Raw genomic sequence first — 25,008 nt, 5'->3', positions numbered from 1 at the left:
AGCGCACCCACGCGCTCGCCGTACAGGGAGAAGCTCTTGGAGAAGGACGTGGAGACGAAGAAGTCCATGCCCGCGTCGGCGAAGCGGCGCACGACGGCGCCGTCCTCGGCGATGCCGTCACCGAAGCCCTGGTAGGCCATGTCCAGGAAGGCGACCAGTCCCCGCGCCTTCACGGCCTCGATCACCGCATCCCACTGCGCGGCGCTCAGGTCGTAGCCGGTGGGGTTGTGGCAGCAGGCGTGCAGCACCACGATGGTGCCGGCCGGCGCGGCGTGCAGCGCCGCCAGCATCGCCTCGGCGTTCACGCCCTGGCGCGCGGCGTCGTAGTACGGGTAGGTCTCGACGGTGAAGCCCGCGTGGGTGAACAGCGCGCGGTGGTTCTCCCAGCTCGGGTCGCTGATCAGCACCTTGGCGGTGGGGTTCACCTTCTTCAGGAAATCGGCGCCCACCTTCAGGCCGCCGGTGCCGCCGAGCGCCTGCACGGTGGCCACGCGACCAGCCGCCAGCAGGGGGCTGTCGTCGCCGAACACCAGGCCCTGGACGGCCTTGTCGTAGGCGGCAATGCCATCGATGGGCAGGTAGCCACGCGCCCGGGCCGCCTCCACCAGCTGCGCCTCGGCCGCCTTCACGCAGGCCAGCAGCGGCAGCTTGCCGTTCTCGTCGGTGTACACGCCCACGCCCAGGTTCACCTTGGCGGGGTTGGGGTCGGCATTGAACTGCTCGTTCAGACCCAGGATCGGGTCGCGCGGGGCCATTTCGACGGAGGCAAACAGGGACATGGGAGGAATCCTGAAGGGACGGTGGCAGGAGGCGGGCAGGGCGCGGCGGGGCCGGGGCCAGCGGGCGGTCGCCCGCTGCGTTACGCTGCCAGGTTCTTTGCGCGGAACCGGGCTTGCCCGCAGCGCGCACCATTTTAGGTGGATTGACCAGGGATAACCCCATGCCGGATGCTTCTGAAGCGATGACCGATGCACCAGGCGCCGACGACGCGCCGCAGGGCGAGTTCGTCACCTTCGAGGGCTCGCCGTTCCAGCTGTTCCAGCCGTACCCCCCCGCCGGCGACCAGCCACGGGCCATCGAGCAGCTGGTCGAAGGCGTGACCGACGGCCTGGCCTACCAGACGCTGCTGGGCGTCACCGGCTCGGGCAAGACCTTCACCATGGCCAACGTGATCGCCCGCCTGGGGCGGCCGGCCATCGTGTTCGCACCCAACAAGACGCTGGCCGCGCAGCTGTACTCGGAGTTCCGCGAGTTCTTTCCCAAGAACGCCGTGGAGTACTTCGTCAGCTACTACGACTACTACCAGCCCGAGGCCTACGTGCCGCAGCGGGACCTGTTCATCGAGAAGGACAGCTCCATCAACGAGCACATCGAGCAGATGCGCCTGTCGGCCACCAAGAGCGTGCTGGAACGGCGCGACACGGTCGTGGTGGCTTCGGTGAGCGCCATCTACGGCATCGGCAAGCCCGAGGACTACACCCAGATGCGCTTCATCGTGCGGGTGGGCGACAAGATCGGCCAGCGCGACGTGATCGCCCAGCTGATCCGCATGCAGTACACCCGCAACGAGACCGATTTCTCCCGCGGCACCTTCCGCGTGCGCGGCGACACGATCGACGTCTTCCCCGCCGAGCACTCCGAGCTGGCCGTGCGTCTGGAGCTGTTCGACGACGAGATCGAGACCTTGAGCCTGCTGGACCCGCTGACCGGCCGCATCCGCCAGAAGGTGCCGCGCTTCACCATCTACCCCAGCAGCCACTATGTCACCCCTCGGGAACGGGTGGTCAGCGCCATCGATTCCATCAAGGCCGAGCTGCGCGAGCGCCTGGACTTCTTCGTCAAGAACGGCAAGCTGGTCGAAGCGCAGCGCCTGGAGCAGCGCACCCGCTTCGACCTGGAGATGCTGCAGGAGGTGGGCCACTGCAAGGGCATCGAGAACTACACGCGCCACCTCTCGGGCGCGGCGCCGGGCGACCCGCCGCCCACCATGGTGGACTACCTGCCGCCCGACGCCCTGATGTTCCTGGACGAGAGCCACGTGCTGATCGGGCAGCTCGGCGGCATGTACAACGGCGACCGCGCCCGCAAGACCGTGCTCGTGGACTACGGCTTCCGTCTGCCCAGCGCCCTGGACAACCGGCCGCTGAAGTTCGACGAATTCGAACGCAAGATGCGCCAGGCCATCTTCGTCACCGCCACGCCGGCCGACTACGAGAAGACCCATGCCGGGCAGGTGGTGGAGCAGCTGGTGCGTCCCACCGGGCTGGTCGACCCCATCGTCGAGGTGCGGCCGGCCACGCACCAGGTGGACGACGTGCTGCAGGAGATCCGCCAGACGGTGGACAACGGCGAGCGCGTGCTGATCACCACGCTGACCAAGCGCATGGCCGAGCAGCTCACCGAGTACCTGTCCGACAACGGCGTGAAGGTGCGTTACCTGCACTCCGACATCGACACGGTGGAGCGCGTGGAGATCATCCGCGACCTGCGCCTGGGCACCTTCGACGTGCTGGTGGGCATCAACCTGCTGCGCGAGGGCCTGGACATCCCGGAGGTGTCGCTGGTGGCCATCCTGGATGCCGACAAGGAAGGCTTCCTGCGTGCCGAGCGCAGCCTGGTGCAGACCATCGGCCGCGCCGCCCGCAACGTGAACGGCCGCGCCATCCTCTACGCCGACCGCATCACCGATTCCATGCGCCGCGCCATGGACGAGACGGAACGGCGGCGCGCCAAGCAGGTGGCCTTCAATGCCGAGCACGGCATCGTGCCGCGCGGCATCCGCAAGCAGGTCAGGGAGATGATCGACGGCGTCGTGGCGGAGAAATCCGGCCAGGACGACCTGCGGCTGGCCCAGCAGGCCGCCGAGGTCGAGACCCTCAGCGAAAAGGACCTGGGCAAGCGCATCAAGGCGCTGGAAAAGCAGATGCTCGAGTTCGCCAAGAACCTCGAGTTCGAGAAGGCGGCCCGGGTGCGCGACCAGCTCGCGCTGCTGCGCGAACAGGCCTTCGGGGCTGGCGGCGCGCACGACGTGAACGTGGTGCCGCTCGTCTCGCCTGCCCAAGGTGGCGGCCGCCGGGCTTGATACTCGACAAAAAAGCTCGGCTTCGCCTATAATCGACCGAAACAGTCGGACTCTGGCGCGGGTAAACCCGGTGCCACCGGCCCGGCTGGACGACCTGTGGCGCGAACCATCCTGCGCCTCCCGACACCAAGGGGGGCAAGGACGGGGCAGGCCAACCGCTTGCCCCAGTGAGGCCCGCAATTTCGACAGGAGAACCCTATGCGATTGACCACCAAAGGCCGCTTCGCGGTCACCGCCATGATCGATCTGGCGCTGCGCTCGAACAACGGGCCGGTGGCCCTGGCTGCCATCAGCCAGCGTCAGCAGATCTCGCTGTCCTACCTGGAGCAGCTGTTCGGCAAGCTGCGCCGGCATGAGCTGGTGGAAAGCACCCGCGGACCGGGCGGCGGCTATTCCCTGGGTCGCAAGGCCGAGGAGATCAGCGTGGCCGACATCATCGTGGCCGTGGACGAGCCGATCGACGCCACTGGCTGCGGCGGCAAGGAAAACTGCATGGGTGAGGACGCCGGCCGCTGCATGACGCACGAGCTGTGGGCGAGCCTGAACACCAAGATGATCGAGTTCCTCGACTCCATCACCCTGCGCAAGCTGGTCGACGACCAGATCGCCAAGGGCGTGTCCATCGAGGAGGCGCCGGTCAAGCGGGCCATTTCGAGCCAGCCGGTCGTCAAGCCCATCAAGATCACCGCGCCGAACTCCGTGTTCGCGCTCGGCAACGCCTTTTCCAAGTAACCCGATTCACTGCCTGGCGTCCCCATGGACATGACCCCGCACTTCCCGATCTACATGGACTACGGCGCCACCACGCCGGTCGACCCGCGCGTGGTCGATGTGATGGTGCCGTGGCTGCGTGAGCATTTCGGCAACCCCGCCTCGCGCAGCCACGCCTGGGGCTGGGAGGCGGAAGAGGCGGTGGAAAAGGCGCGCGCCCAGGTGGCCGAGCTGATCCACGCCGACCCGCGGGAGATCGTGTGGACGTCCGGCGCGACCGAGTCCAACAACCTCGCCATCAAGGGGGCGGCCCACTTCTACCAGGGCAAGGGCAAGCACCTCATCACGGTGAAGACCGAGCACAAGGCCGTGCTCGACACGATGCGGGAGCTCGAGCGCCAGGGCTTCGAGGTCACCTACCTCGAGGTGCAGCCCGATGGCCTGCTGGACCTGGCGGCCTTCGAGGCGGCCATCCGGCCGGATACGATCCTCGCCTCGGTGATGTTCGTCAACAACGAGATCGGCGTCATCCAGGACGTGGTCGCGCTGGGCAAGCTGTGCCGCGAGCGCGGGGTGATCTTCCACGTCGACGCGGCCCAGGCCACCGGCAAGGTCGAGATCGACATGGCCCAGCTGCCCATCGACCTGATGAGCCTGGCCTCGCACAAGACCTACGGGCCCAAGGGCATCGGCGCCCTGTATGTGCGCCGCAAGCCGCGCGTGCGCCTGGAGGCGCAGATGCACGGGGGCGGCCATGAGCGCGGCCTGCGCTCGGGCACGCTGCCCACGCACCAGATCGTCGGCATGGGCGAGGCGTTCCGCATCGCCCGCGAGGAGATGGCCGCCGAGCGGCCGCGCATCCAGGCCCTGCACGACCGCCTGGTGAAGGGCCTGTCCGACATCGAGCAGACCTTCATCAACGGCCACCTGACGCAGCGGGTGCCCCACAACCTGAACATCTCGTTCAATTTCGTGGAAGGTGAGTCGCTCATCATGGGCGTCAAGGGCATCGCCGTGTCCTCGGGCTCGGCCTGCACCTCGGCCAGCCTGGAGCCCAGCTACGTGCTGCGTGCGCTGGGACGCAGCGACGAGCTGGCCCACTCGAGCCTGCGCATCACCATTGGCCGCTTCACCACCGAAGAAGAGATCGACTACGCCGTCGCCACGCTGAAGGAGCGGGTCGCCAAGCTGCGGGAGCTGTCCCCCCTGTGGGACATGTACCGCGACGGCGTCGACCTGTCGACCATCCAGTGGGCGGCGCACTGAACCGGAGAGCACGCACATGTCGTACAGCCAGAAGGTCATCGACCACTACGAGAACCCGCGCAACGTCGGCAACTTCGACAAGGGTGACGACACCGTCGGCACCGGCATGGTCGGCGCGCCGGCCTGCGGCGACGTGATGAAGCTGCAGATCAAGGTGAACCCGTCCACGGGCCTGATCGAGGACGCGCGCTTCAAGACCTACGGCTGCGGCTCGGCCATCGCGTCGAGTTCGCTCGTGACCGAGTGGGTCAAGGGCAAGACGCTGGACCAGGCGCTCGAGATCAAGAACACCCACATCGCCGAGGAACTGGCGCTGCCCCCGGTGAAGATCCACTGCTCGATCCTCGCCGAGGACGCCATCAAGGCGGCCGTCGACGACTACCGCTCGCGCCACGGCGAGGCCACCGACGCCGCGGCCGAGGCGGCCCCGCAGGCGAACTGAGCCCATGGCCGTCACGCTGACCGAAGCCGCTGCCCGGCATGTGACCCGCTACCTCGCCCGGCGCGGCAAGGGCGTGGGTGTGCGCCTGGGCGTCAAGACCACCGGCTGCTCCGGCCTGGCCTACAAGCTGGAGTACGCGGACGAGGTGGCGCCCGAGGACGTGGTGTTCGAGGGCCACGGGGTCAAGGTGCTGATCGATCCGAAGAGCCTGCCCTACCTGGACGGCACCGAGCTGGACTTCGTCCGCGAGGGCCTCAACGAGGGGTTCCGCTTCCACAACCCGCGCGAGAAAGACCGCTGCGGGTGCGGTGAGTCCTTCCGGGTCTGAGGCGAGCCCTCGGTCGCATCGCCGACAATCCCGCCCCTGACGCCACCCGCCACACCACCCGACCTTCCCCCATTCGCAGGGCGCGGCGCTTCGGGTCCGCGCCCTTTTCACGTCCTCCCTGGCATGACCGCCGAGTTCCACCGCCGCCCCACGGCCTCGCCATGAAGCTCGACGACGACGATTTCACGCTGTTCGGCCTGCCCGCCCGCTTCGCGCTGGACCGGGCGGAGCTGGATGCACGCTGGCGGGCGCTGCAGGGTCGTGTGCACCCCGACCGCTTCAGCGCGGAAGGGGCGGCGGCCCAGCGGCTGGCCATGCAGTGGGCCGTGCGCGTGAACCAGGCGTACCAGCGCCTGAAGGACCCGCTGGCTCGCGCGGCCTATCTCTGCGAGCTGCGTGGCACGCCCATCCAGGCCGAGCGCAACACCGCCATGCCGGCCAGCTTCCTGGCCCAGCAGATGCACTGGCGCGAGGCCCTGGACGAGGCGGAGAGCCGCCCGGACGTGCAGGCGCTGGAACGCCAGGTGGGGGCGCGCGAGGCCGAGCTGCTGGAGGAAATCGCCCATGCGCTGGACGAGCACCAGGACGCCGGTGCGGCCGCGCAGCGGGTGAGGGCGCTCATGTTCGTGCGCCGCTTCCGGGACGACGTGGCCGAGCGACTCGACAACGAAGAAGACACCTGACCCCATGGCATTGCTGCAGATCTCCGAGCCTGGCCAGTCGCCCGACCCGCACCAGCGGCGCATCGCGGTCGGCATCGACCTGGGCACCACCAACTCGCTCGTGGCCGCCGTGCGCCATGGCGTGGCCGAATGCCTGCCCGACGCGCAGGGGCGCACCATGCTGCCCTCGGTCGTGCGCTACCTGGCCGATGGCGGCCGGCAGATCGGGCACGACGCGCTGGCCGCCCAGGCCGAGGACCCCGAGCACACCATCGCCTCGGTCAAGCGGCTCATGGGGCGTGGCCTGGCCGACGTGGTGGGGCGCGACAAGCTGCCGTACCGGTTCATCGACCGCCCGGGCATGGTGGCCATCGACACGCGCCAGGGCGTGAAGACACCGGTGGAGGTGTCCGCCGAGATCCTCGCCACGCTGAGGCAGCGGGCAGAGGACAGCTTCGACGATGAGCTATTCGGCGCGGTGATCACCGTGCCCGCCTACTTCGACGATGCCCAGCGCCAGGCCACCAAGGACGCGGCGCAGCTGGCCGGCCTGAACGTTCTGCGCCTGATCAACGAGCCCACGGCCGCTGCCGTGGCCTATGGCCTGGAGAACGGCAGCGAAGGGCTGTACGCGGTGTACGACCTGGGCGGTGGCACCTTCGACATCTCGCTGCTGCGCCTGCAGCGCGGGGTGTTCGAGGTGGTGGCCACCGGCGGCGACGCCGCGCTGGGTGGCGACGATGTCGACCATGCCCTGGCCGACTGGGCCGCCGCGCAGGCGGGCTGGCAGCCGGCCTCCCCGCACGACCGGCGCAGCCTGCTCGTGGCGGCCCGGGCGGCCAAGGAAGCCTTGACGGCATCCCCGGACACGACGATGCGCTGGCGCACCGCGGCGGGCCAGGCGGCGTCCGTCGCCCTGGACAGGGCCCAACTGGATCGCCTGACGCACCCCCTGCTGCAACGCACGGTGGCCGCCGTGCGCAAGGTGCTGCGTGACGCGCGCGTGCGGGCTGACGAGGTGCAGGGCGTGGTCCTGGTCGGTGGATCCACCCGCATGCCGGCGGTGCGGCGGGTGGTGGGCGAGCTGTTCGGCCGCGAGCCGCTGACCAACCTGAACCCCGACGAAGTCGTGGCCATCGGGGCCGCCGTGCAGGCCAATGCGCTGGCCGGCAACGCGCGTGACGGGGAGCTGCTGCTGCTGGACGTGATTCCGCTGTCGCTGGGCCTGGAGACCATGGGCGGCCTGGTCGAGCGCGTGATCGAGCGCAACACCACCATCCCCGTGGCCAAGGCCCAGGAGTTCACCACCTTCAAGGATGGCCAGACCGCCATGGCCATCCATGTGGTGCAAGGCGAGCGGGAGCTGGTGGCGGACTGCCGCTCGCTCGCCCGCTTCGAGCTGCGCGGCATCCCGCCGATGGTCGCGGGCGCGGCGCGCATCCGCGTCACCTTCCAGGTCGATGCCGACGGGCTGCTCAGCGTGAGCGCGCGCGAGATGGGCTCCGGCGTCGAGGCCGCCGTGCAGGTCAAGCCGAGCTACGGCCTGGGCGACGACGAGATCGCGCGCATGCTGCGCGAGGGCTTCTCGAGCGCCGAGGCGGACATGCACGCCCGCGCGCTGCGCGAGGCCCGCGTGGAGGCCGAGCGCATGGACCTGGCCACCCAGGCTGCGCTGGCCGCCGACGGCGACCTGCTGTCCGACACCGAGCGGGCCCGCGTCGACGGCCTGCTGGCCAGCCTGCGCGAGGTGGCCCGCGCCGATGACGCGGGGGCCATCAACCGCGCCGTCGAAGCCCTGGCCGAGGGCACCGAACACTTTGCCGCCGCGCGCATGAACCGCGGCATCCGTGCCGCGCTCACCGGGCGTGGCCTGGACGAGATCTGATCCCCACCATGCCTGTCATCCGCATCCTTCCCCACGCCACGCTGTGCCCCGAGGGCACCGAATTCGAGGCGGCCCCGGGCACGTCCGTGTGCGAAGCCCTGCTCGAGCATGGCGTCGAGATCGAGCATGCCTGCGAGATGAGCTGCGCCTGCACGACCTGCCACGTCGTGGTGAAGCAGGGTTACGCGTCGCTCGGGGAGCCGGATGAGATCGAGGAGGACCTGCTGGACAAGGCGTGGGGCCTGGCGCCCACGTCCCGCCTGTCCTGCCAGGCCGTGCTGGCGGATCAGGACGTGACGATCGAGATCCCGAAGTACACGATCAACCACGCCCGCGAGAACCACTGAGACCGCGCCGCGGCGCGGCGGCGCCCGGTCAGGCCGTCAGGCGGCGCAGCCAGCCGGCCAGGTCGGGCCGCCATCTGGAGGTGGCCGGCTCCGCCTGCCGGACGTCCAGCACGTGCCGGGCGGCGAGGAACTTCAGCAGGGCGCGCACCTCGGCAGGCTTGACGCCATCGCGGCGCAGCAGGTTCGCTTCGCTCAGGTGGCGCTGGGACAGGTCGCTGAGCAGGCGGCGGAAACCCGTTCGCCGGAACTCGGCTGGCAGGTCAGGCCAGGACAACAGCTTGTATTCCTTCATACCCCACGACGATCGTTGGATCTTTGCGCGCATGGTGCGGCGGGCGGGTGGCCCGACCACAGAGCGCGGTATTCTGCAGCGGCGCCATTCTGAGGTCGAAGACGGACATTCCACCTTGGCCAAGCGCAACAGTTTGTGTAGGACGCCACACGGCGTCTCCGCCCGCCCTCCCATTGCGACCCCATGAACATCCTCGGCATCGAATCCTCCTGCGACGAGACCGGCGTGGCCGTCGTGGGTTTCGGCGGCGAGGGGGCGCCGGTGCTGCGGGGCGCGGCCTTGCACAGCCAGGTGCAGATGCACGAGGCCTATGGCGGCGTGGTGCCTGAACTGGCGTCGCGCGACCATGTGCGCCGTGTGCTGCCCCTGGCGGAGGCCGCCCTCTCGGAGGCTGGCCTGCACCTGGCGGACATCGACGTGGTGGCGTTCACGCGCGGTCCGGGCCTGGCCGGCGCGCTGCTCGTGGGTGCCGGCGTGGCGTGCGGCCTGGCGGCGGCACTCAACCGGCCGACGCTGGGCGTGCACCACCTCGAGGGCCACCTGCTGTCGCCCTTCCTGTCGGCCGACCCGCCGAGCTTTCCCTTCGTGGCGCTGCTCGTCTCGGGCGGCCACACGCAACTGATGCGCGTGGACGGGGTGGGGCGCTATGAGATGCTGGGCGAAACCATCGACGACGCGGCCGGCGAGGCGTTCGACAAGTCCGCCAAGATGCTGGGCCTGGGCTACCCGGGCGGCCCCGCCCTGGCGCGGCTGGCCGAGCAGGGACGCGACGATGCGTTCGACCTGCCGCGACCCCTGCTGCACCAAGCCAACCTGGATTTTTCCTTTGCGGGCCTGAAAACGGCCGTCATGACGGCGTGGAAGCGCCTGGGTGACGCGCCGAGCCCGACGCAGAAGGCTGATCTGGCCGCCAGTGCGCAGGCGGCCATCGTCGACGTGCTGTGCACCAAGGCGCTGCGGGCGCTGCGCGACACGGGCCTGAGCCGACTCGTGGTGGCCGGTGGGGTGGGGGCGAATGCTCGCCTGCGGGCCAGCCTGGACGCGGCCTGCGCGCGGCGGGGCGTGCGCGTGCACTACCCGGAACTCCACCTGTGCACCGACAACGGCGCGATGATCGCGCTGGCGGCTGCCATGCGCTGCCGGGCCGGCCTGGCGCGACTGGCGAACGACTACCGCTTTTCGGTCAGGCCCCGCTGGGACCTGGCGCAGGCCGGCGAGGCATGAGGGGGCGGATCGGCCTGACGGGCCCGGCGGCGCCGGGCCCCGGGGACGATCAGCCGAGGGCCTGCAGCGCGCGGGCCGTGATCTCGTCGACGCCGCCCACGCCCGAGATGCGGGCATAGCGGGGTGCCTGGGCGTCGCCGGTGGCGGACCACTGGCTGTAGTAGTCCACCAGGGGGCGCGTCTGCTCGTGGTAGACCTGCAGGCGCTTGCGCACGGTGGCTTCCTCGTCGTCCGGGCGCTGCACCAGGTCCTCGCCCGTGGCGTCGTCCTTGCCCGCCACCTTGGGCGGGTTGAACTTCACGTGGTAGGTGCGGCCCGAGGCCACATGCACGCGGCGGCCGCTCATGCGCTCGATGATGGCCTCGTCCGGCACGTCGATCTCGAGCACGAGGTCGAGCTTCACGCCCGCGGCCTTCATGGCTTCCGCCTGGGGAATCGTGCGCGGGAAGCCGTCGAACAGGAAGCCGTGCGCGCAGTCCGGCTGGGTGATGCGCTCCTTCACCAGGCCGATGATGATGTCGTCGCTGACGAGGGCACCGGAGTCCATCACCTTCTTCGCCGCCAGGCCCAGCGGGGTACCGGCCTTGACGGCCGCACGCAGCATGTCGCCGGTGGAGATCTGGGGGATGCCGAACTTCTGGCAGATGAACGCCGCCTGGGTGCCTTTCCCGGCGCCCGGTGCGCCCAAGAGAATCAGTCGCATGGTCAGAGTGTCTCGTGAAGTGGTTATCGGTTCAGGCAGGCAAGCGGCCTCAGCCCGCGCGCCGGGCGGTTCAAATCAGGATAGCACGGGCATTCCTGCGCGAGCCTGACACCACCGCCGCTCGGGCGGCAGGCTCAGCCGGCCGGCCACAGCGCCCGCACGCGGGCGAGGTCCTCGGGGGTATCCACGCCCGGTGCCGGTGCATGCTCGGCGAAATGCACGGCAATACGCTCCCCGTGCCAGAGCACGCGCAGCTGCTCCAGGGATTCGAGCTGCTCCTGCGGCGCCGGCGCCAGGCCGGGGAAGCGTCGCAGGAACCCCGCGCGGTAGGCATACAGCCCGATGTGCCGCCATGCCTGACCGGCCGGCAGCCCGGGTGCGCCGGCCGCGGAGCCATCGCGCCACCAGGGAATGGGGGCACGGCTGAAATACATGGCCCGGCCGGCGCGGTCGCACACCAGCTTGACGACGTTGGGGTTGGTGAAGTCCGCGCCATCGTGGATGGCGTGCGCCGCCGTGGCGACGGCGCAGTCGCGGTTCGCGTCCAGCAGGCCCGCGCAGGCCCCCACCAGCGCGGGGTCGATCAGCGGCTCGTCGCCCTGCACGTTGACCACCAGGTCGTCGCCGTCCAGGCCGAGTTGCACGCAGGCCTCGGCGAGGCGGTCGCTGCCGCTCGCGTGGTCGCGCCGCGTCAGCAGCACCTGCACGCCATGCGCCTGGCAGGCGTGGACGGTCCGCTGGTCATCGGCCGCCACCACCACCGCGGCGGCGCCCGCCAGCGCGGCGCGCTCGGCCACCCGCACCACCATGGGTTTGCCGGCGATGTCGGCCAGCGGCTTGTCCGGCAGCCGGCTGGAGGCCAGCCGGGCCGGTATCAGCACGGTGAAGCGCATCAGCTGTCCTCGGGGGCCAGGTGACGCGCCTCGGAGTCGAGCATGACGGGAATGCCGTCGCGGATGGGATAGGCCAGGCGATCGGCCGGGCACACCAGCTCGACCGGGCGTTGGGCGTCGTCGCGACGCAGCTGCAGCGGCCCCTTGCAGATGGGGCAGACCAGCATCTCGATCAGGCGGTGATCCATGTTCATTCAGTGGCAGTGGGACAGGCGCCCGCGCGCCTCGGCCAGCGCGCCCAGCAGCGCGTCGGTGAAGCCCGGCGGAAGGGCAAAGTCTAGCGTCGCCACCCAGACCCGCGTACCGGACGGTACCGCGCCGGGCGCCAGCTTCACCGCGTCCTTCTCGGTCAGCACCACCTCGGGCGTGCCCGCCGGCCAGGGCAGGGGCGACAGGCGCGCGTGGTCCGGCAGCGGCAGGCGGTCGACCTGCAGGCCGTGCGCCTCCAGCATGCGAAAGAAGCGCTCGGGTTCACCGATGCCGGCCACGGCCAGCAGCCGGCGGCCGCGCAAGTCCGACACCGGCCGCGCGGCGCGCGGCGCGCCCGCGGCACGCGCGGCCCACCACTCATCCAGGGTCTGCACGCCGCCCAGCTGGCGCAGCGCGCACGCTCCGGGCAGCGGCGTGGACGGCGCATCGGCGTTGTACAGCACCAGCGTGTGGGGCGGCAGCCGCGTGGGCAGGGGCTCCCGCAAGGGGCCGGCCGGCAGCAGCAGCCCATTGCCGACGCCTCGCGCGTCGAAGACGAGCACCTGCACGTCTCGCGCGAGCCGGTGGTGCTGCAGGCCGTCGTCGGCCACGATGAGGTCCACCTCGGGGTGGCGCTCGCACAGCGCCTCGCCGGCGGCCACGCGGTCACGCGACACGACCACCGGCACGCCGGTGCGGCGGTGGATGAGCAGCGGCTCGTCGCCGGCTTCGCTGACGGGGGTGTCGGGGCCCACGTGGACCAGCGCCTGCACCTGCCGTCCATATCCACGCGACACGACGCCAGGCCGCCATCCCGCCTGCCGCAGGGTGTCGATCAGCGCCAGCGTGGTGGGGGTCTTGCCCGCTCCGCCCACGATCAGGTTGCCCACCACCAGCACCGGCCGGTCAGCGGGCCGCCGGGCCTGCCGCCGGCCCGCGGCAGCGGCCCGCCGGGCCAGCAGGCCGTAGAGCCAGGCCAGGGGGCGCAGCAGGGCCGACCCTGCGCCCGGCGCGTCCTGCCACCAGTGGGCCTGCAGCCGTGCGGCCCCGTCGCGGTTGAGGCTCAAGGTGCGGGCGATGCCGCGCCGGTGGCGCCCTGGCCGGACTGCGCGGCGAAGGTGATGCGGGGCAGGCCTGCCCGGCGGGCCGCATCCAGCACGTTGATCACCGACTGGTGGGCCGCGCTCGCATCGGCCGAGATGATGAGGAACGGATCCTGGCGCTGCGCCGCGGCCGCCTGCAGGGCGGCGGCCAGCAGTTCGACGCTGCGGCCTTCCACCGGCTGGCGGTCCAGGCTGTAGCGGCCGTCCGCCGAGACCGCCACGATGATCTCCTGCGGCCGGTCGCGGCTGGCGTCGGCGTCGGCGGCCGGCAGCGTGACCTGCAGCTCCGTGAACTTCGAGTAGGTGGTCGACAGCATCAGGAAGATGAGGATCACCAGCAGCACGTCGATGAACGGAATCAGGTTGATGTCCGGCTCGTCGTGGCGGTCGCCGCGGAAGTTCATCGCCATGGCGCTGCCCGTGTCAGCCGCGCGACTTGGCCGGACGGGCCAGCAGCAGGTGCATGACGCGCTCGGCGCCTTGCTCCATGTCGTGCAGGTAGTCGTTCACCCGGCCGCGGAAGTAGCGGTGGAACATCAGCGACGGGATGGCGACGATGAGGCCGAACGCGGTGTTGTACAGCGCCACCGAGATGCCGTGGGCGAGCAGGGCGGGGTTGGTGCCCCCGGTGGGCGCCTGCGACCCGAAGATCTCGATCATGCCGATCACGGTGCCCAGCAGCCCCAGCAGGGGCGCGGCCGAGGCGATGGTCGCCAGGGCGTTCAGGTAGCGGTCGAGCTGGTGGGCCGCCGCCCGGCCGGCCGATTCGAACGCGTCGCGCAGCAGTGTCTCGTTGACGGTGCGGCCGTCCAGCGCCGCGGCGCGGATGCCGGTGGCCAGGAGCTGGCCCAGCACGGAGTTGGCGGCAAGCTTGCCCAGCACGTCGGCCGAGGGCATGCCCTGGCGCAGCACCTGCATCACCTCGTCCACCAGCCCGGCGGGGGCGACACGTCGGCGGCGAAGCGCCACGGCGCGCTCGATGACGAGCGCCATGGCGGCCACGGAACACAGGATCAGGGGCCAGATCGGCCAGCCGGCGGCTTGTATGATCGACAGCAAGGGGATCGCCTTCGGGCTTGCGCCCGCATCTGAAAGACGCGGGATTATGGCCCGATCACCGGGCGCCGCCCCGGGGCCCGCTGCCGGTGCGGCGCGCTGTCCACAGTGCCTGTGGAAAACGCTGTGCGCAAGGGCGGAGCAAGGCCCGGCGAGCCTGCATTGGCGCGGGTTTGCGTCACGCTGCTGAAAAATGCAGCGCCCCTTGCCGCCGTTCGCGACCCGCGACCACCCGTCCAGCCCGTGCCCATGCCCGCTTCTCCTGATTCTTCCTCCCGCGTCTGGGACGTGGCCGGCCTGCTGCTGGCCGTGTCCGACGCGCTCGCCGCCCGGTTCGGCGCCGTGGCGGTGCGCGGCGAGCTCTCGGGGTTCAGCCGCGCGGCCAGCGGCCACTGCTACTTCACGCTCAAGGATGCGCAGGGCGCCGGCGCGGGACTGCGCTGCGCGATGTTCCGGCGGGCGGCTGCGCTGGTGCCGTTCGCGCCGCAGGACGGCCAGCAGGTGGAGGTGCGCGGGCGCCTGGCCGTGTACGAGGCGCGCGGCGAACTGCAGATGGTCGTCGAATCCATGCAGCGCGTGGGGGCCGGCAGCCTGTACGAGGAGTTCCTGCGCCTGCGCGCCCGGCTGGAGCGGGAGGGCCTGTTCGACCCGGCCCGCCGGCGGCCCCTGCCGGCCTTCGTGCGCGCCGTGGCGGTGGTCACGTCCCCCACGGGGGCCGCCATCCATGACGTGCTCACCACGCTCGCTCGCCGGGCGCCCCACGTCCAGGTGGTGCTGGTGCCCACGCTGGTGCAGGGCCCGCAGGCCCCGGAGGCCATCGTGCAGGCGCTGGCGCGCGCCAATGGGCTGGCGCAGGCCGAGATGGTGCTGCTGTGCCGGGGCGGCGGGTCGCTGGAGGACCTGTGGTCGTTCAACGACGAGCGCGTGGTGCGGGCCATCCGTGCGTCACGCCTGCCCGTGCTGTGTGGCGTGGGGCACGAGACCGACATCACCCTGGCCGACCTGGCGGCGGATCTGCGTGCACCCACGCCCACGGCGGCGGCCGAACTGGCCACGCCGGCCCGCGACGCGCTGCTCGACACGCTGGACCGCCAGGCGGAGCGCCTGGCACGGCGGGTCCACCAGCGCCTGGACGCCGCATCCCAGAGGCTCGACACGCTGGCGTTGCGTCTGCAGCGGCCGGGGCAACGGCTGGGTGCCGAGCGTGCCCGGCTGGAGGCCGCGGCAGGCCGCCTGGCCGCGGTGCCCGGACGCTACCTGCAGGGCCGGGCGGCCGAGCTGATGCACCGCAGCGCCCGCTGGCAGCAGGCGGGCCAGCGGGCGCTGTCGCGCCATGAGGTGGCGCTGGACCAGCGGGCGGCCCGGCTCGCCGGGCTGGACCCGCGCACGGTGCTGGCGCGCGGCTACGCCTGGGTGGAGGACGGGGACGGCCGCGCCATCGTGAGCACCCGTGCCCTGGCCACCGGGCAGCGGCTGCGTGCCGTGTGGGCGGACGGCACCGCCGACACGCGCGTGGAAGCGGTGCACCCGGCGGCCGCGGACGATCAACCCTGACGGCCATGGCGATCGCGGCGGCTGCCTACAATGCCGCCGCCTCCCACATCGCCCCTGGCCCGCCGGGGCGCACACTCGAAAGGAATCCGCATGGAACACACGCTGCCGCCGCTGCCCTATGCCCACGATGCGCTTGCGCCGCACATGAGCCGCGAGACGCTCGAGTACCACCACGACAAGCATCACAACGCCTACGTGGTCAACCTCAACAACCTGCAGAAGGGCACCGAGTTCGAGAGCATGGACCTGGAGGAGATCGTCAGGAAGTCCTCCGGCGGCATCTACAACAACGCGGCCCAGGTGTGGAACCACACCTTCTTCTGGAACTGCATGAAGCCGCAAGGCGGTGGCGAGCCGAAGGGCAAGCTGGCCGAGGCGATCAACGCGAAGTGGGGCTCGTACGCCGCCTTCAAGGAAGCCTTCACCAAGAGCGCGGTGGGCAACTTCGGCTCGGGCTGGACCTGGCTGGTGAAGAAGGCCGACGGCAGCGTCGACATCGTGAACATGGGCGCGGCCGGCACGCCGCTGACCACCGGTGACACCGCGCTGATGACGATCGACGTGTGGGAGCACGCCTACTACATCGACCACCGCAACCTGCGCCCGCGCTTCGTGGAGACCTTCCTGAACTCGCTGGTGAACTGGGACTTCGCCGAGAAGAACTTCGGCTGACCGTCCACACGCGGCGCGCCGCGGTGCGCCACAGGGAAAGCCGGCCGCGGGCCGGCTTCTTCTTTTGGTACGCTCGCCGCCGGACGAACGTCACACTGGGGACACAACCGAGGCCGGCATGCGCATCCTGCTCGTGGAAGACGACCCCGCGCTGAGCCTGGGGGTGGCCCGTGGCCTGGAGCGCGAGGGCTGGAAGGTCGACGTGCTGCACGACGGCGAGCAGGCCCTGGGCGAAGGTGCGCTGGGCCGCCACGACCTGGCGATCCTGGACCTGGGCCTGCCGCGCCGCGACGGCATGGAGGTGCTGCGCCACTGGCGCGGCCGGGGCGTGCGCATGCCGGTGCTGCTGCTGACGGCGCGCGACGAACTGCACGACCGGGTCCAGGGCCTGGACGCCGGCGCCGACGACTACCTCGTCAAGCCCTTCGATCTGCCGGAGCTGCTCGCCCGCATCCGGGCGCTCAAGCGCCGCGCGCAGGGCCGGGTCGACGAGGTGATCCAGTGCGGCGACCTGCGGCTCGACCTGGTGCACCGCGAGCTCACCCACCACGGCCAGCGCATCGCCCTCAGCCCGCGCGAGCTGGCGCTGACCGAGCTGCTGATGCAGAAGGCCGGCCGCGTCGTGCCCAAGGATTCCATCGTCGCCCGCATGTCCACCTGGGAAGCCGATTTCAGCGAGAACTCGGTGGAGGTGTACGTGCACCGCCTGCGCAAGCGTTTCGCCGACCTCGGCGTGGTGATCCGCACGGTGCGCGGCTTCGGCTACCTCATGGAGCCGGCGCAGGGCGCGGCCGATGGTCAGCCTGCCGGCTGAGCCGGTGGAGCCGGCCGAGGCGGCGGCCCGCCGGGCCGGCGGCCGCAGCATCCGCCGCGGCCTGCTGCGCCCCCTGCTGTGGAGCTGGGGCATCGGCCTGGTGGCGGCCGTGCTCGGGGCCTACTGGCTGGCGCGCACCAGTGCCAACGAGGCCTTCGACCGCGGGCTGCAGGACGAGGCCAGCGCGCTCGCCGCCAAGGTGACCTGGTCGGACCGCGGTCCGCTGCTGGACCTGTCGCGCCAGGCCATGGAGCTGGTCACCTGGGACAGCAACGACCGCAACGGCTTCGCCATGGTGGACGTGGAGGGCAATGCGCTGGCCGGCGAAGCGAGCGTGCCGGTGCCCGCCCTGGCCATGCGCCGGCGCAGCTTCGCCCAGCCGCTGGTCTTCGACGCGGAGTACGACGGCGACCCGGTGCGCGGCGCCGTGTTCTCGGTCAGCTCACCCATGCTCGACCGGTCCGTCTCGGTGATCGTGGTGGAGACCAAGAACAAGCGCGCGCGGCTGATGCGCGATCTGCAGCTGTCCATCGTGCTGCCGGCGCTGGCGCTGGGCTCGGTGACCTTCGCGCTGCTCGGATGGGGCATCCGCCGCGGCCTGCAGCCCTTGCGGGACGTGGCCCAGGAGGTGGCGCTGCGCGATGCCCAGGACTGGCGGCCGCTGCCGCTGGACCGCGTGCCGCGCGAGGCCGTGCCGCTCATCGAGCGCATCAACCGCCTGCTGGCCGACGTCGAGCAATCGATCCACCTGCAGCGCCGCTTCGTGGCCGATGCTGCGCACCAGCTGCGCACGCCGGTGGCCGGCATCCGGGTGCTGGCGCAGAACCTGGCGGAGGAGCTGGCCACGCGGCCGGAGCAGCCCGGTGCCTGGCAGCCGCTGCTGGCGCAGCTGGAGCGCTCCACCGACCGGTTGTCGCGCCTGATCGGCCAGTTGCTGAGCCTGGCGCGGTCCGAGACGGCGCTGTCCATGGACGGGGAGCAGGAGACGCTGGACGTGCTGCCGCTGCTGCGCGAATCCGCCGAGCCGCTGGTGCTGCAGGGGCTGAGGGAAGGGCGCAGCATCGTGCTGGATGCGCCGGACACCCCGGTGATGGCGCGCGCCCACCGGCTGTGGCTGGGCGAGGTGGTCAACAACCTGCTGGACAACGCCCTGCGCTACGGCGGGCCGACGATCGTGCTGCGCGTGCGGCCGCTGCCCCAGGGCGGCGCCGAGGTCATGGTGGAGGACAACGGCCCCGGCGTGACGCCCGCGCAGCTGCCGCGCCTGTTCGAGGCATTCTGGCGCGGCGAGCGGGCCGACCTGCGCAACGATGGCGGCACCGGCCTGGGGCTCACCATCGCGCGCGAGGTGGTCCTGCGGCTCGGCGGGCGTCTGGACGCGGTGAGCCGGCCGGAGGTGGACGGCCTGCGCTTCACCATCACGCTGGCCGCCTGAGGGCCGTCGGGCCCGCCCTCAGGGCCGGAAGAGCGGCCCGCTCAGCCTGGCCCCGGCCTTCAGCCCGCGTTTGGCGAACCAACCCCGGTTCATCTCCAGCACGTAGCGCACCGGCTCGCGCGAGCAGTGGGACTGGTCGGACATGGGCGCCATGTCCTCGATGTTGACGATGCGGCCGTCGTCGGCCACGAAGGCCGCCGACAAGGGCAGGGGGGTGTTGCGCATCCAGAAGCACTGGGTGGCCGGCTGCTCGAACACGAACACCATGCCCTCGTGGGTGGCCATCTGCTCGCGGAACATCAGCCCGATCTCCCGCTCGCGCGGTGAGCGGGCCACCATCGCGACGATGTTGTGCATGCCGGCGTTGAGCTGCACGGTGGGCAGCCGCTGCGGCTCACCCCGCGGCTGGGCGGCCGCGGAAACGGCCAGCAGGCCGCTGAGCAGGGCGGTCAAGGCCAGGGCGACAGGTCGTGTCTTGATCAATGTCATGTGGATCGGGGGGCTCGGCCGCTAGATTATCGAGCGTTGGCGCAGCATGCCCGCCGAGCCTACCCCTTCGCGCCGTACGCCCGCCATGACCCGTTCCCCTCCCGCCTCCGCCGTGGCCCTGGCTGCACCGGACGTGGACGAGCGCCTGGCGGTGCTGGACGACCCGCTGGAGCAGCAGGCCAGCACCCGGTGGGACACGCTGCCCGACGGGCGACGCATGGCCGAAACCGGCCTGGTGCTCGGCGGCATGCATTGCGCCGCCTGTGCCGGCATCATCGAGTCCGCCCTGCTGGCGGTCGATGGCGTGGAGCGGGCCGAGGTGAGCGCCGCCGGCCAGCGCGCCCAGGTGCGCTGGGACCCGGCGCGCACGCGCCTGTCCGCCCTCATGCGCGCGGTGCAGGCGGCCGGCTACGAGGCGCTGCCCGACGCGGTGGCGCCGGCACGCGCCCTGCGCCAGTCCGAGCGGCGCAAGGCCCTGTGGCGGCTGTTCGTCGCGAGCTTCTGCGCCATGCAGATCATGATGTTCGCCACGCCGAGCTACGTGGCCACGGGCGACGACCTGTCCGCCGACCTGCGGCAGCTGCTCAACTGGGGCAGCTGGCTGCTGACCATGCCGGTGCTGCTGTTCTCGGCGGGCCCCTTCTTCCAGGGCGCCTGGCGCGCCGTGCGGCAGCGCCGCATGGGCATGGACGTGCCGGTGGCGCTGGGCATCGTGGTGGCCTTCATCGCCAGCAGCGGCGCCACCTTCGACCCCAGCGGCGTGTTCGGGCACGAGGTGTACTTCGACTCGCTGTCCATGTTCGTCAGCTTCCTGCTGGCGGCCCGTTACCTGGAGATGATGGCGCGCCACCGGGCGGCGGAAAGCCTGGAGCAGGCCCTGGCCGCACTGCCCGAGACCGCCCAGCGGGTGCGCGGCGACGGCCAGCTGGAGGTCGTCAGCGCCCACCGCCTGCGGCCGGGCGACGTGGTGCTGGTGCCGCTGGGTGCCAGCTTCCCGGCCGACGGCCGCCTGCAGAGCGGCCCCACCGAAGTGGACGAGAGCCTGCTCACGGGTGAATCTCTGCCCGTGCCGCACGGGGTGGGTGACGAGGTGGTGGGCGGCAGCGTCAACCTCGGCGCCCCGGTGCGCATGTCCGTGGAGCGCGTGGGCGCGGACACCCGCCACGGCGCCATCGTGTCCCTGATGCGCCAGGCGCTCACCGAGCGGCCGGCCCTCGTGCGCCAGGCCGATGCCTGGGCCGCCCCGTTCCTGTGGGTGGTGCTGACCCTGGCCGCGGTGGCGGGCATCGGCTGGATGTGGATCGATCCGTCGCGGGCGGTCGGCGTGGCGGTGGCCGTCCTCATCGTCACCTGTCCCTGCGCGCTGTCGCTGGCGGTGCCCTCGGCCCTCGTGGCGGCGGCGGGCGCGCTGGCGCGGCGGGGCGTCATGCTGCAGCGGCTGGATGCGCTGGAATCGCTGGCGGGCATGGACCGCCTGTTCCTCGACAAGACGGGCACGCTCACGCACGACGAACCGGACTGGGCCGGGGCCCGGTGGGTGGACGCCGAAGACCATGCGCTGACCGAGCCGGTCAGCCAGGCGGATCTGGCGGCGGCCGCGGCGCTGGCGCGGTGGTCGAACCACCCGCTGGCGCGGGCGCTGGCGAGCCAGGCCCCCGAGGCGACGGTCGACATGGCCGGCGTTCGAGTGCACGCCGAGGTGCGCGAGGTCCCCGGTCAGGGGCTGGAGGCGGTGGACGCGGGCGGGCGCTGCTGGCGCCTGGGCCAACGCGCCTGGGTGGGCGCAGGGCAGGGCGACGCGTCGTCGGCGCTGCCCACCGTGTACTACGGCGCGCCCGACGGGCAGCGCTGGCTGCGCTGCGAGTTCGATGAGCAGCTGCGCGAGGACGCCGCGTCGGCCGTGGCCGCGCTGCGGGCCGACGGCGTGGCGCTCACCTTGCTGTCCGGCGACCACCCGGCACGCGCGGCACGGCTGGCCCGCCGTCTGCACATCGACGAGGCCCGGGGTGGCGCCACGCCCGAGGCCAAGCTGCAGGCGCTGGCCGACGCGCAGGCCCGAGGCGAGCGCAGCGGCATGGTGGGCGACGGCGTCAACGATGCACCCGTGCTGGCGCGCGCGGACGTGTCCTTCGCCATGGGGCGCGGTGCCATGGTGGCGCGCGTGCATGCGGACGCGGTGATCGTGTCCAACCGGCTGTCGGACCTCGTCGCCGCCCGGCGGCTGTCCACCCGGATGATGCGCATCGTCCGGCAGAACCTGTTCTGGGCGGCCGCCTACAACCTCGCCTGCGTCCCCCTGGCCGTGGTGGGCTGGCTGCCCCCCTGGGCCGCGGGACTGGGCATGGCGTGCAGCTCGCTGGTCGTCGTGGGCAACGCCCTGCGACTTGCGCGGGCCTGACGCCACAGCAATTCACTCGACGTCATGGACATCCTCTATCTGCTCATTCCCCTGTCCGCCGTGCTCGTGCTGGCCATCATCGGCGTCTTCGGATGGGCGCTTCACCGAGGGCAGTTTGACGATTTGCAACGCGAAGGCGAACGCATCCTCGACGAGCCGGATGGTGGTTGACAACGATCAATCGCTCAAAAGTTCCCCTCCAGAACAATCCCCTATGGCCCGCAAAGGCGCGGGCGTGAGGAGTCAAACCCATGGCAACTAGTTCAGTGCCGGCAAATCAGCCGGCCTATACCGACACCGTCGTCCGCTGGTTCGCGGTCGCGGCGGTGCTCTATGGCATTGTCGGCATGCTGGTCGGCGTCATCGTCGCCTCCCAGCTCGCGTGGCCCGAGTTGAATCTCGGCATCCCGTTCCTGAGCTACGGCCGCCTGCGCCCGTTGCACACCAACGCGGTGATCTTCGCCTTCGGCGGCTGCGTGCTGTTCGCCACCAGCTACCACGTGGTGCAGCGCACCTGCCAGACCCGGCTGTTCATGCCCGGGCTGGCCATGTTCACCTTCCTGGGCTGGAACCTGGTCATCCTGCTGGCGGTGATCACCCTGCCGCTGGGCCTGACCAGCGGCAAGGAATACGCCGAGCTGGAGTGGCCCATCGACCTGCTGATCGCGGTCGTCTGGGTGGCCTACGCGGTGGTGTTCTTCGGCACGGTGGGCATCCGCAAGGTCAAGCACATCTACGTGGCGAACTGGTTCTTCGGCGCCTTCATCCTCGCCGTGGCCCTGCTGCACATCGTCAACAGTGCGGCCATTCCGGTGAGCCTGACCAAGAGCTACTCCGCCTACGCCGGCGTGCAGGACGCCATGGTGCAGTGGTGGTACGGCCATAACGCCGTGGGCTTCTTCCTGACCGCCGGCTTCCTGGGGATCATGTACTACTACATCCCCAAGCAGGCCGAGCGTCCGGTGTACTCGTATCGCCTGTCGATCGTGCACTTCTGGGCCCTGATCTTCACGTACATGTGGGCGGGCCCCCACCACCTGCACTACACCGCGCTGCCCGACTGGGCGCAGTCGATCGGCATGCTGTTCTCGCTGGTGCTGCTGGCTCCCTCCTGGGGCGGCATGATCAACGGCATCATGACCCTGTCGGGTGCCTGGCACAAGCTGCGTGACGACCCGATCCTGAAGTTCCTGATCGTCTCGCTGTCCTTCTACGGCATGTCGACCTTCGAAGGTCCGATGATGTCCATCAAGACGGTGAACGCGCTGTCGCACTACACGGACTGGACCGTCGGCCACGTGCACTCCGGTGCCCTGGGCTGGGTGGGCCTGGTGTCCATCGGCGCGCTGTACTTCCTGATCCCGCGCATGTTCGGCCGCAAGACGATGTACAGCACCCGTGCCATCGAGCTGCACTTCTGGGTGGCCACCATCGGCATCGTGCTCTACATCGCCGCGATGTGGATCGCCGGTGTGATGCAGGGCCTGATGTGGCGCGCGGTGAACCCCGACGGCACGCTGGTGTACAGCTTCGTCGAGAGCGTCAAGGCCACCTATCCGTTCTACGTGATCCGCGTCCTCGGCGGCCTGCTGTACCTCGGCGGCATGCTGATCATGGGCTGGAACACGGTGATGACCATCCGCGCCGGCAAGGTGCAGCCCGCCCTCATCCCGGCGGTGGCTGCCCACGCCTGACGCACTGCCACAAGGAGCATTCGAGATGGCACAAACCCATTCCGTCAGCGGTCACGAGAAGATCGAGACCAGCAACTTCCTGATGATCGTGCTGATCCTGGTCGCCGTGGCGATCGGGGGCCTGGTCGAGATCGTGCCGCTGTTCTTCCAGCGCTCGACGACCCAGCCGGTCGAAGGCCTGAAGCCGTACTCCGCGCTGCAGCTGGCCGGCCGGGACGTCTACATCCGCGAGGGCTGCTACAACTGCCACTCGCAGATGGTGCGCCCCTTCCGCGCCGAGACGCTGCGCTACGGCCCCTACTCGGTCGCCGGCGAGTTCGTCTACGACCACCCGTTCCAGTGGGGTTCCAAGCGCACGGGCCCGGACCTGCACCGCGTGGGCGGCCGCTACTCCGACGAGTGGCACCGCGTGCACCTGAACAACCCGCGTGACGTGGTGCCCGAGTCGAACATGCCGGCCTACCCGTGGCTTGCCACGGCCAGCGTGAACCCGGCCGACATGGCGCCCAAGATGAAGGCGCTGCGCGTGGTGGGCGTGCCCTACACGGACGACGAGATCGCCAAGGCGGCCGACGAGGTGAAGGGCAAGACGGAGCTCGACGCCGTCGTCGCCTACCTGCAGGTGCTGGGCACGGCGCGCAAGTAAGGGAACGACCATGGACTTCGACGTCAACACCTGGCGCAGCCTGGTCACCGTCGTGTCGCTGGGCCTGTTCGTGGCCCTGGTTGCCTGGACGCTGAACAAGCAGCGCCGGGCGGCCTTCGACGAGGCAGCGATGCTGCCCTTCGTCGACGACGCACCGGCACGCAGCCACGACACCCCCTCTGACGCCCAACGGAGCAAGACACAATGAGCGACTTCATCAATGCCGGCTGGTCGGTCTATGTCGCCGGCATCACCATCGCAGGGCTGGTGTTCTGCATCATCCTGCTGTTGATCGCCAGCCGCCGCAAGGTGATGGCCAACGACAACACCACCGGCCACGTCTGGGACGAGGACCTGCGTGAAATGAACAACCCGCTGCCGCGCTGGTGGATGGGCCTGTTCGTGATCACCGTGGTCTTCTCGGCCGCCTACCTCGCCCTCTACCCGGGCCTGGGCAGCGTGCAGGGTGGCCTGGGCTGGAGCAGCACCGGCCAATGGCAGGCCGAGCAGGAGAAGGCCCGCGCCGCCATGGCGCCGGTCTACGCCGGCTTCGCCGGCCAGTCCGCCGAGCAGCTGGCCAAGAACCCGCAGGCCATGGCGATCGGCGAGCGCCTGTTCGCCAACAACTGCGCGCAGTGCCACGGCGCCGACGCCCGCGGCAGCAAGTCCTTCCCCAACCTGGCGGACAGCGACTGGCTGGGCGGCACCGGCGAGGAGTACATCCACAAGACCATCGTCGAAGGCCGCCAGGGCGTCATGCCCCCGATGGCTGCCGCCGTGGGTGGCGCGGAAGACGTGCGCAACGTGGCCCACTACGTGCTGAGCCTGTCGGGCAGCCCGCACAACGCGGTGGCGGCCCAGCTGGGCAAGGCCAAGTTCGGTGCCTGCGCGGCCTGCCACGGCCCGGACGGCAAGGGCAACCAGGCCCTGGGCGCGCCCAACCTGACCGACAAGATCTGGCTGCATGGCTGGGGTGAGGCCGCCATCGTCGCCATGATCAACAACGGCAAGACGAACGTGATGCCCGCCCAGGGCACCCGCGTCACGCCGGAGCAGGCCAAGGTGCTGACGGCCTACGTCTGGAACCTGTCGAACGCCCCGCAAGTCGCGGCCAAGTAAGGCA

General features: G+C 70.7%; 28 protein-coding genes. 19 read left to right on the top strand and 9 right to left on the bottom strand.

Features of this window, described 5'->3' with window-relative positions; translation table 11 throughout:
• Positions 1 to 779: aromatic amino acid transaminase (locus ACE3UN_RS18205; protein ID WP_374676407.1), on the bottom strand; the 779-nt coding region annotated here is incomplete at its 3' end.
• Positions 780 to 940: 161 nt separating this feature from the next.
• Between ACE3UN_RS18205 and uvrB the strand changes: the two genes are divergently transcribed.
• The 8 genes from uvrB to fdx all read left to right on the top strand — a co-directional run bounded on the left by uvrB (position 941) and on the right by fdx (position 8,723).
• Complete coding sequence (gene uvrB, locus ACE3UN_RS18200) at positions 941 to 3,082, top strand: excinuclease ABC subunit UvrB (protein WP_374676406.1); 2,142 nt, start codon at positions 941 to 943, stop codon at positions 3,080 to 3,082.
• A gap of 198 nt (positions 3,083 to 3,280) precedes the next feature.
• On the top strand, positions 3,281 to 3,814 hold the full coding sequence (iscR, locus tag ACE3UN_RS18195; RefSeq protein WP_374676405.1) for a Fe-S cluster assembly transcriptional regulator IscR: 534 nt from the start codon (positions 3,281 to 3,283) through the stop codon (positions 3,812 to 3,814).
• A gap of 24 nt (positions 3,815 to 3,838) precedes the next feature.
• Positions 3,839 to 5,059, top strand: a complete 1,221-nt coding sequence (locus tag ACE3UN_RS18190) for an IscS subfamily cysteine desulfurase (RefSeq protein ID WP_374676404.1) — start codon at positions 3,839 to 3,841, stop codon at positions 5,057 to 5,059.
• Between the two features lie 16 nt (positions 5,060 to 5,075).
• Positions 5,076 to 5,501, top strand: a complete 426-nt coding sequence (gene iscU / locus ACE3UN_RS18185) for a Fe-S cluster assembly scaffold IscU (protein ID WP_374676403.1) — start codon at positions 5,076 to 5,078, stop codon at positions 5,499 to 5,501.
• Positions 5,502 to 5,505: 4 nt separating this feature from the next.
• Complete coding sequence (iscA, locus tag ACE3UN_RS18180) at positions 5,506 to 5,829, top strand: iron-sulfur cluster assembly protein IscA (RefSeq protein ID WP_374676402.1); 324 nt, start codon at positions 5,506 to 5,508, stop codon at positions 5,827 to 5,829.
• A gap of 161 nt (positions 5,830 to 5,990) precedes the next feature.
• A complete protein-coding gene (hscB, locus tag ACE3UN_RS18175) occupies positions 5,991 to 6,512 on the top strand; it encodes a Fe-S protein assembly co-chaperone HscB (RefSeq protein WP_374676401.1) in 522 nt (173 codons plus the stop codon).
• Positions 6,513 to 6,516: 4 nt separating this feature from the next.
• Entirely contained in the window at positions 6,517 to 8,376 is a 1,860-nt protein-coding gene (gene hscA / locus ACE3UN_RS18170; protein ID WP_374676400.1) for a Fe-S protein assembly chaperone HscA, read from the top strand.
• A gap of 8 nt (positions 8,377 to 8,384) precedes the next feature.
• Positions 8,385 to 8,723: an ISC system 2Fe-2S type ferredoxin gene (gene fdx / locus ACE3UN_RS18165; RefSeq protein WP_374676399.1), complete on the top strand. Its 339-nt coding sequence runs from the start codon at positions 8,385 to 8,387 to the stop codon at positions 8,721 to 8,723.
• Positions 8,724 to 8,751: 28 nt separating this feature from the next.
• On the opposite strand, the gene ACE3UN_RS18160 is transcribed toward fdx, so the two are convergent.
• Positions 8,752 to 8,997, bottom strand: a complete 246-nt coding sequence (locus ACE3UN_RS18160; RefSeq protein ID WP_374676398.1) for a hypothetical protein — start codon at positions 8,995 to 8,997, stop codon at positions 8,752 to 8,754.
• Positions 8,998 to 9,198: 201 nt separating this feature from the next.
• Between ACE3UN_RS18160 and tsaD the strand changes: the two genes are divergently transcribed.
• Positions 9,199 to 10,239, top strand: a complete 1,041-nt coding sequence (tsaD, locus tag ACE3UN_RS18155; RefSeq protein ID WP_374676397.1) for a tRNA (adenosine(37)-N6)-threonylcarbamoyltransferase complex transferase subunit TsaD — start codon at positions 9,199 to 9,201, stop codon at positions 10,237 to 10,239.
• Positions 10,240 to 10,288: 49 nt separating this feature from the next.
• On the opposite strand, the gene adk is transcribed toward tsaD, so the two are convergent.
• From adk to ACE3UN_RS18125, 6 genes are all read right to left on the bottom strand, one after another.
• Entirely contained in the window at positions 10,289 to 10,942 is a 654-nt protein-coding gene (gene adk / locus ACE3UN_RS18150) for an adenylate kinase (RefSeq protein WP_374676396.1), read from the bottom strand.
• 134 nt (positions 10,943 to 11,076) lie between these two features.
• Positions 11,077 to 11,835 (bottom strand): 3-deoxy-manno-octulosonate cytidylyltransferase, encoded by a 759-nt coding sequence (kdsB, locus tag ACE3UN_RS18145; protein ID WP_374676395.1) that lies wholly within the window; start codon positions 11,833 to 11,835, stop codon positions 11,077 to 11,079.
• Positions 11,835 to 12,023, bottom strand: a complete 189-nt coding sequence (locus ACE3UN_RS18140) for a Trm112 family protein (protein WP_374676410.1) — start codon at positions 12,021 to 12,023, stop codon at positions 11,835 to 11,837. The genes kdsB and ACE3UN_RS18140 overlap by 1 nt, the downstream gene beginning before the upstream one ends.
• Positions 12,024 to 12,029: 6 nt before the next feature.
• On the bottom strand, positions 12,030 to 13,091 hold the full coding sequence (gene lpxK, locus ACE3UN_RS18135; RefSeq protein WP_374676394.1) for a tetraacyldisaccharide 4'-kinase: 1,062 nt from the start codon (positions 13,089 to 13,091) through the stop codon (positions 12,030 to 12,032).
• Positions 13,088 to 13,531 (bottom strand): ExbD/TolR family protein, encoded by a 444-nt coding sequence (locus ACE3UN_RS18130; RefSeq protein ID WP_374676409.1) that lies wholly within the window; start codon positions 13,529 to 13,531, stop codon positions 13,088 to 13,090. Before ACE3UN_RS18130 ends, lpxK begins: the two co-directional genes overlap by 4 nt.
• A 19-nt stretch (positions 13,532 to 13,550) precedes the next feature.
• The gene (locus ACE3UN_RS18125; protein ID WP_374676393.1) at positions 13,551 to 14,186 is read right to left on the bottom strand and encodes a MotA/TolQ/ExbB proton channel family protein; all 636 of its coding nucleotides are present in this window, start codon (positions 14,184 to 14,186) and stop codon (positions 13,551 to 13,553) included.
• A 246-nt stretch (positions 14,187 to 14,432) separates the two neighbouring features.
• Between ACE3UN_RS18125 and xseA the strand changes: the two genes are divergently transcribed.
• From xseA to ACE3UN_RS18105, 4 genes are all read left to right on the top strand, one after another.
• Positions 14,433 to 15,737, top strand: coding sequence for an exodeoxyribonuclease VII large subunit (xseA, locus tag ACE3UN_RS18120; protein WP_374676392.1), 1,305 nt, complete (start codon positions 14,433 to 14,435; stop codon positions 15,735 to 15,737).
• 90 nt (positions 15,738 to 15,827) lie between these two features.
• The gene (locus ACE3UN_RS18115; protein ID WP_374676391.1) at positions 15,828 to 16,409 is read left to right on the top strand and encodes a superoxide dismutase; all 582 of its coding nucleotides are present in this window, start codon (positions 15,828 to 15,830) and stop codon (positions 16,407 to 16,409) included.
• Between the two features lie 118 nt (positions 16,410 to 16,527).
• Positions 16,528 to 17,223: a response regulator gene (locus tag ACE3UN_RS18110; RefSeq protein ID WP_374676390.1), complete on the top strand. Its 696-nt coding sequence runs from the start codon at positions 16,528 to 16,530 to the stop codon at positions 17,221 to 17,223.
• Positions 17,204 to 18,658: a sensor histidine kinase N-terminal domain-containing protein gene (locus ACE3UN_RS18105; protein ID WP_374676389.1), complete on the top strand. Its 1,455-nt coding sequence runs from the start codon at positions 17,204 to 17,206 to the stop codon at positions 18,656 to 18,658. The genes ACE3UN_RS18110 and ACE3UN_RS18105 overlap by 20 nt, the downstream gene beginning before the upstream one ends.
• A gap of 18 nt (positions 18,659 to 18,676) precedes the next feature.
• On the opposite strand, the gene ACE3UN_RS18100 is transcribed toward ACE3UN_RS18105, so the two are convergent.
• Complete coding sequence (locus ACE3UN_RS18100; protein WP_374676388.1) at positions 18,677 to 19,147, bottom strand: DUF192 domain-containing protein; 471 nt, start codon at positions 19,145 to 19,147, stop codon at positions 18,677 to 18,679.
• Between the two features lie 85 nt (positions 19,148 to 19,232).
• On the opposite strand from ACE3UN_RS18100, the gene ACE3UN_RS18095 reads away from it, so the two are divergent.
• The 6 genes from ACE3UN_RS18095 (at position 19,233) to ccoP (ending at position 25,004) form a co-directional block, all read left to right on the top strand.
• The gene (locus tag ACE3UN_RS18095; protein WP_374676387.1) at positions 19,233 to 21,545 is read left to right on the top strand and encodes a heavy metal translocating P-type ATPase; all 2,313 of its coding nucleotides are present in this window, start codon (positions 19,233 to 19,235) and stop codon (positions 21,543 to 21,545) included.
• Positions 21,546 to 21,569: 24 nt separating this feature from the next.
• Positions 21,570 to 21,716 carry a cbb3-type cytochrome oxidase assembly protein CcoS gene (gene ccoS / locus ACE3UN_RS18090; protein ID WP_374676386.1) on the top strand — a complete coding sequence of 49 codons (147 nt, stop codon included), beginning with the start codon at positions 21,570 to 21,572 and terminating at the stop codon, positions 21,714 to 21,716.
• A gap of 80 nt (positions 21,717 to 21,796) precedes the next feature.
• A complete protein-coding gene (gene ccoN, locus ACE3UN_RS18085) occupies positions 21,797 to 23,239 on the top strand; it encodes a cytochrome-c oxidase, cbb3-type subunit I (RefSeq protein WP_374676385.1) in 1,443 nt (480 codons plus the stop codon).
• Between the two features lie 25 nt (positions 23,240 to 23,264).
• Positions 23,265 to 23,885, top strand: a complete 621-nt coding sequence (gene ccoO, locus ACE3UN_RS18080; RefSeq protein WP_374676384.1) for a cytochrome-c oxidase, cbb3-type subunit II — start codon at positions 23,265 to 23,267, stop codon at positions 23,883 to 23,885.
• Between the two features lie 10 nt (positions 23,886 to 23,895).
• Positions 23,896 to 24,093, top strand: coding sequence for a cbb3-type cytochrome oxidase subunit 3 (locus ACE3UN_RS18075; protein WP_374676383.1), 198 nt, complete (start codon positions 23,896 to 23,898; stop codon positions 24,091 to 24,093).
• Positions 24,090 to 25,004, top strand: coding sequence for a cytochrome-c oxidase, cbb3-type subunit III (gene ccoP / locus ACE3UN_RS18070; protein WP_374676382.1), 915 nt, complete (start codon positions 24,090 to 24,092; stop codon positions 25,002 to 25,004). The genes ACE3UN_RS18075 and ccoP overlap by 4 nt, the downstream gene beginning before the upstream one ends.
• Positions 25,005 to 25,008: the final 4 nt, after the last annotated feature.

The sequence above is a fragment of the Ideonella sp. genome, from assembly GCF_041918995.1.
In the GTDB taxonomy this organism is placed as follows: Bacteria; Pseudomonadota; Gammaproteobacteria; order Burkholderiales; family Burkholderiaceae_C; genus Ideonella.
This window is presented reverse-complemented; position numbering and strand designations above follow the sequence as displayed.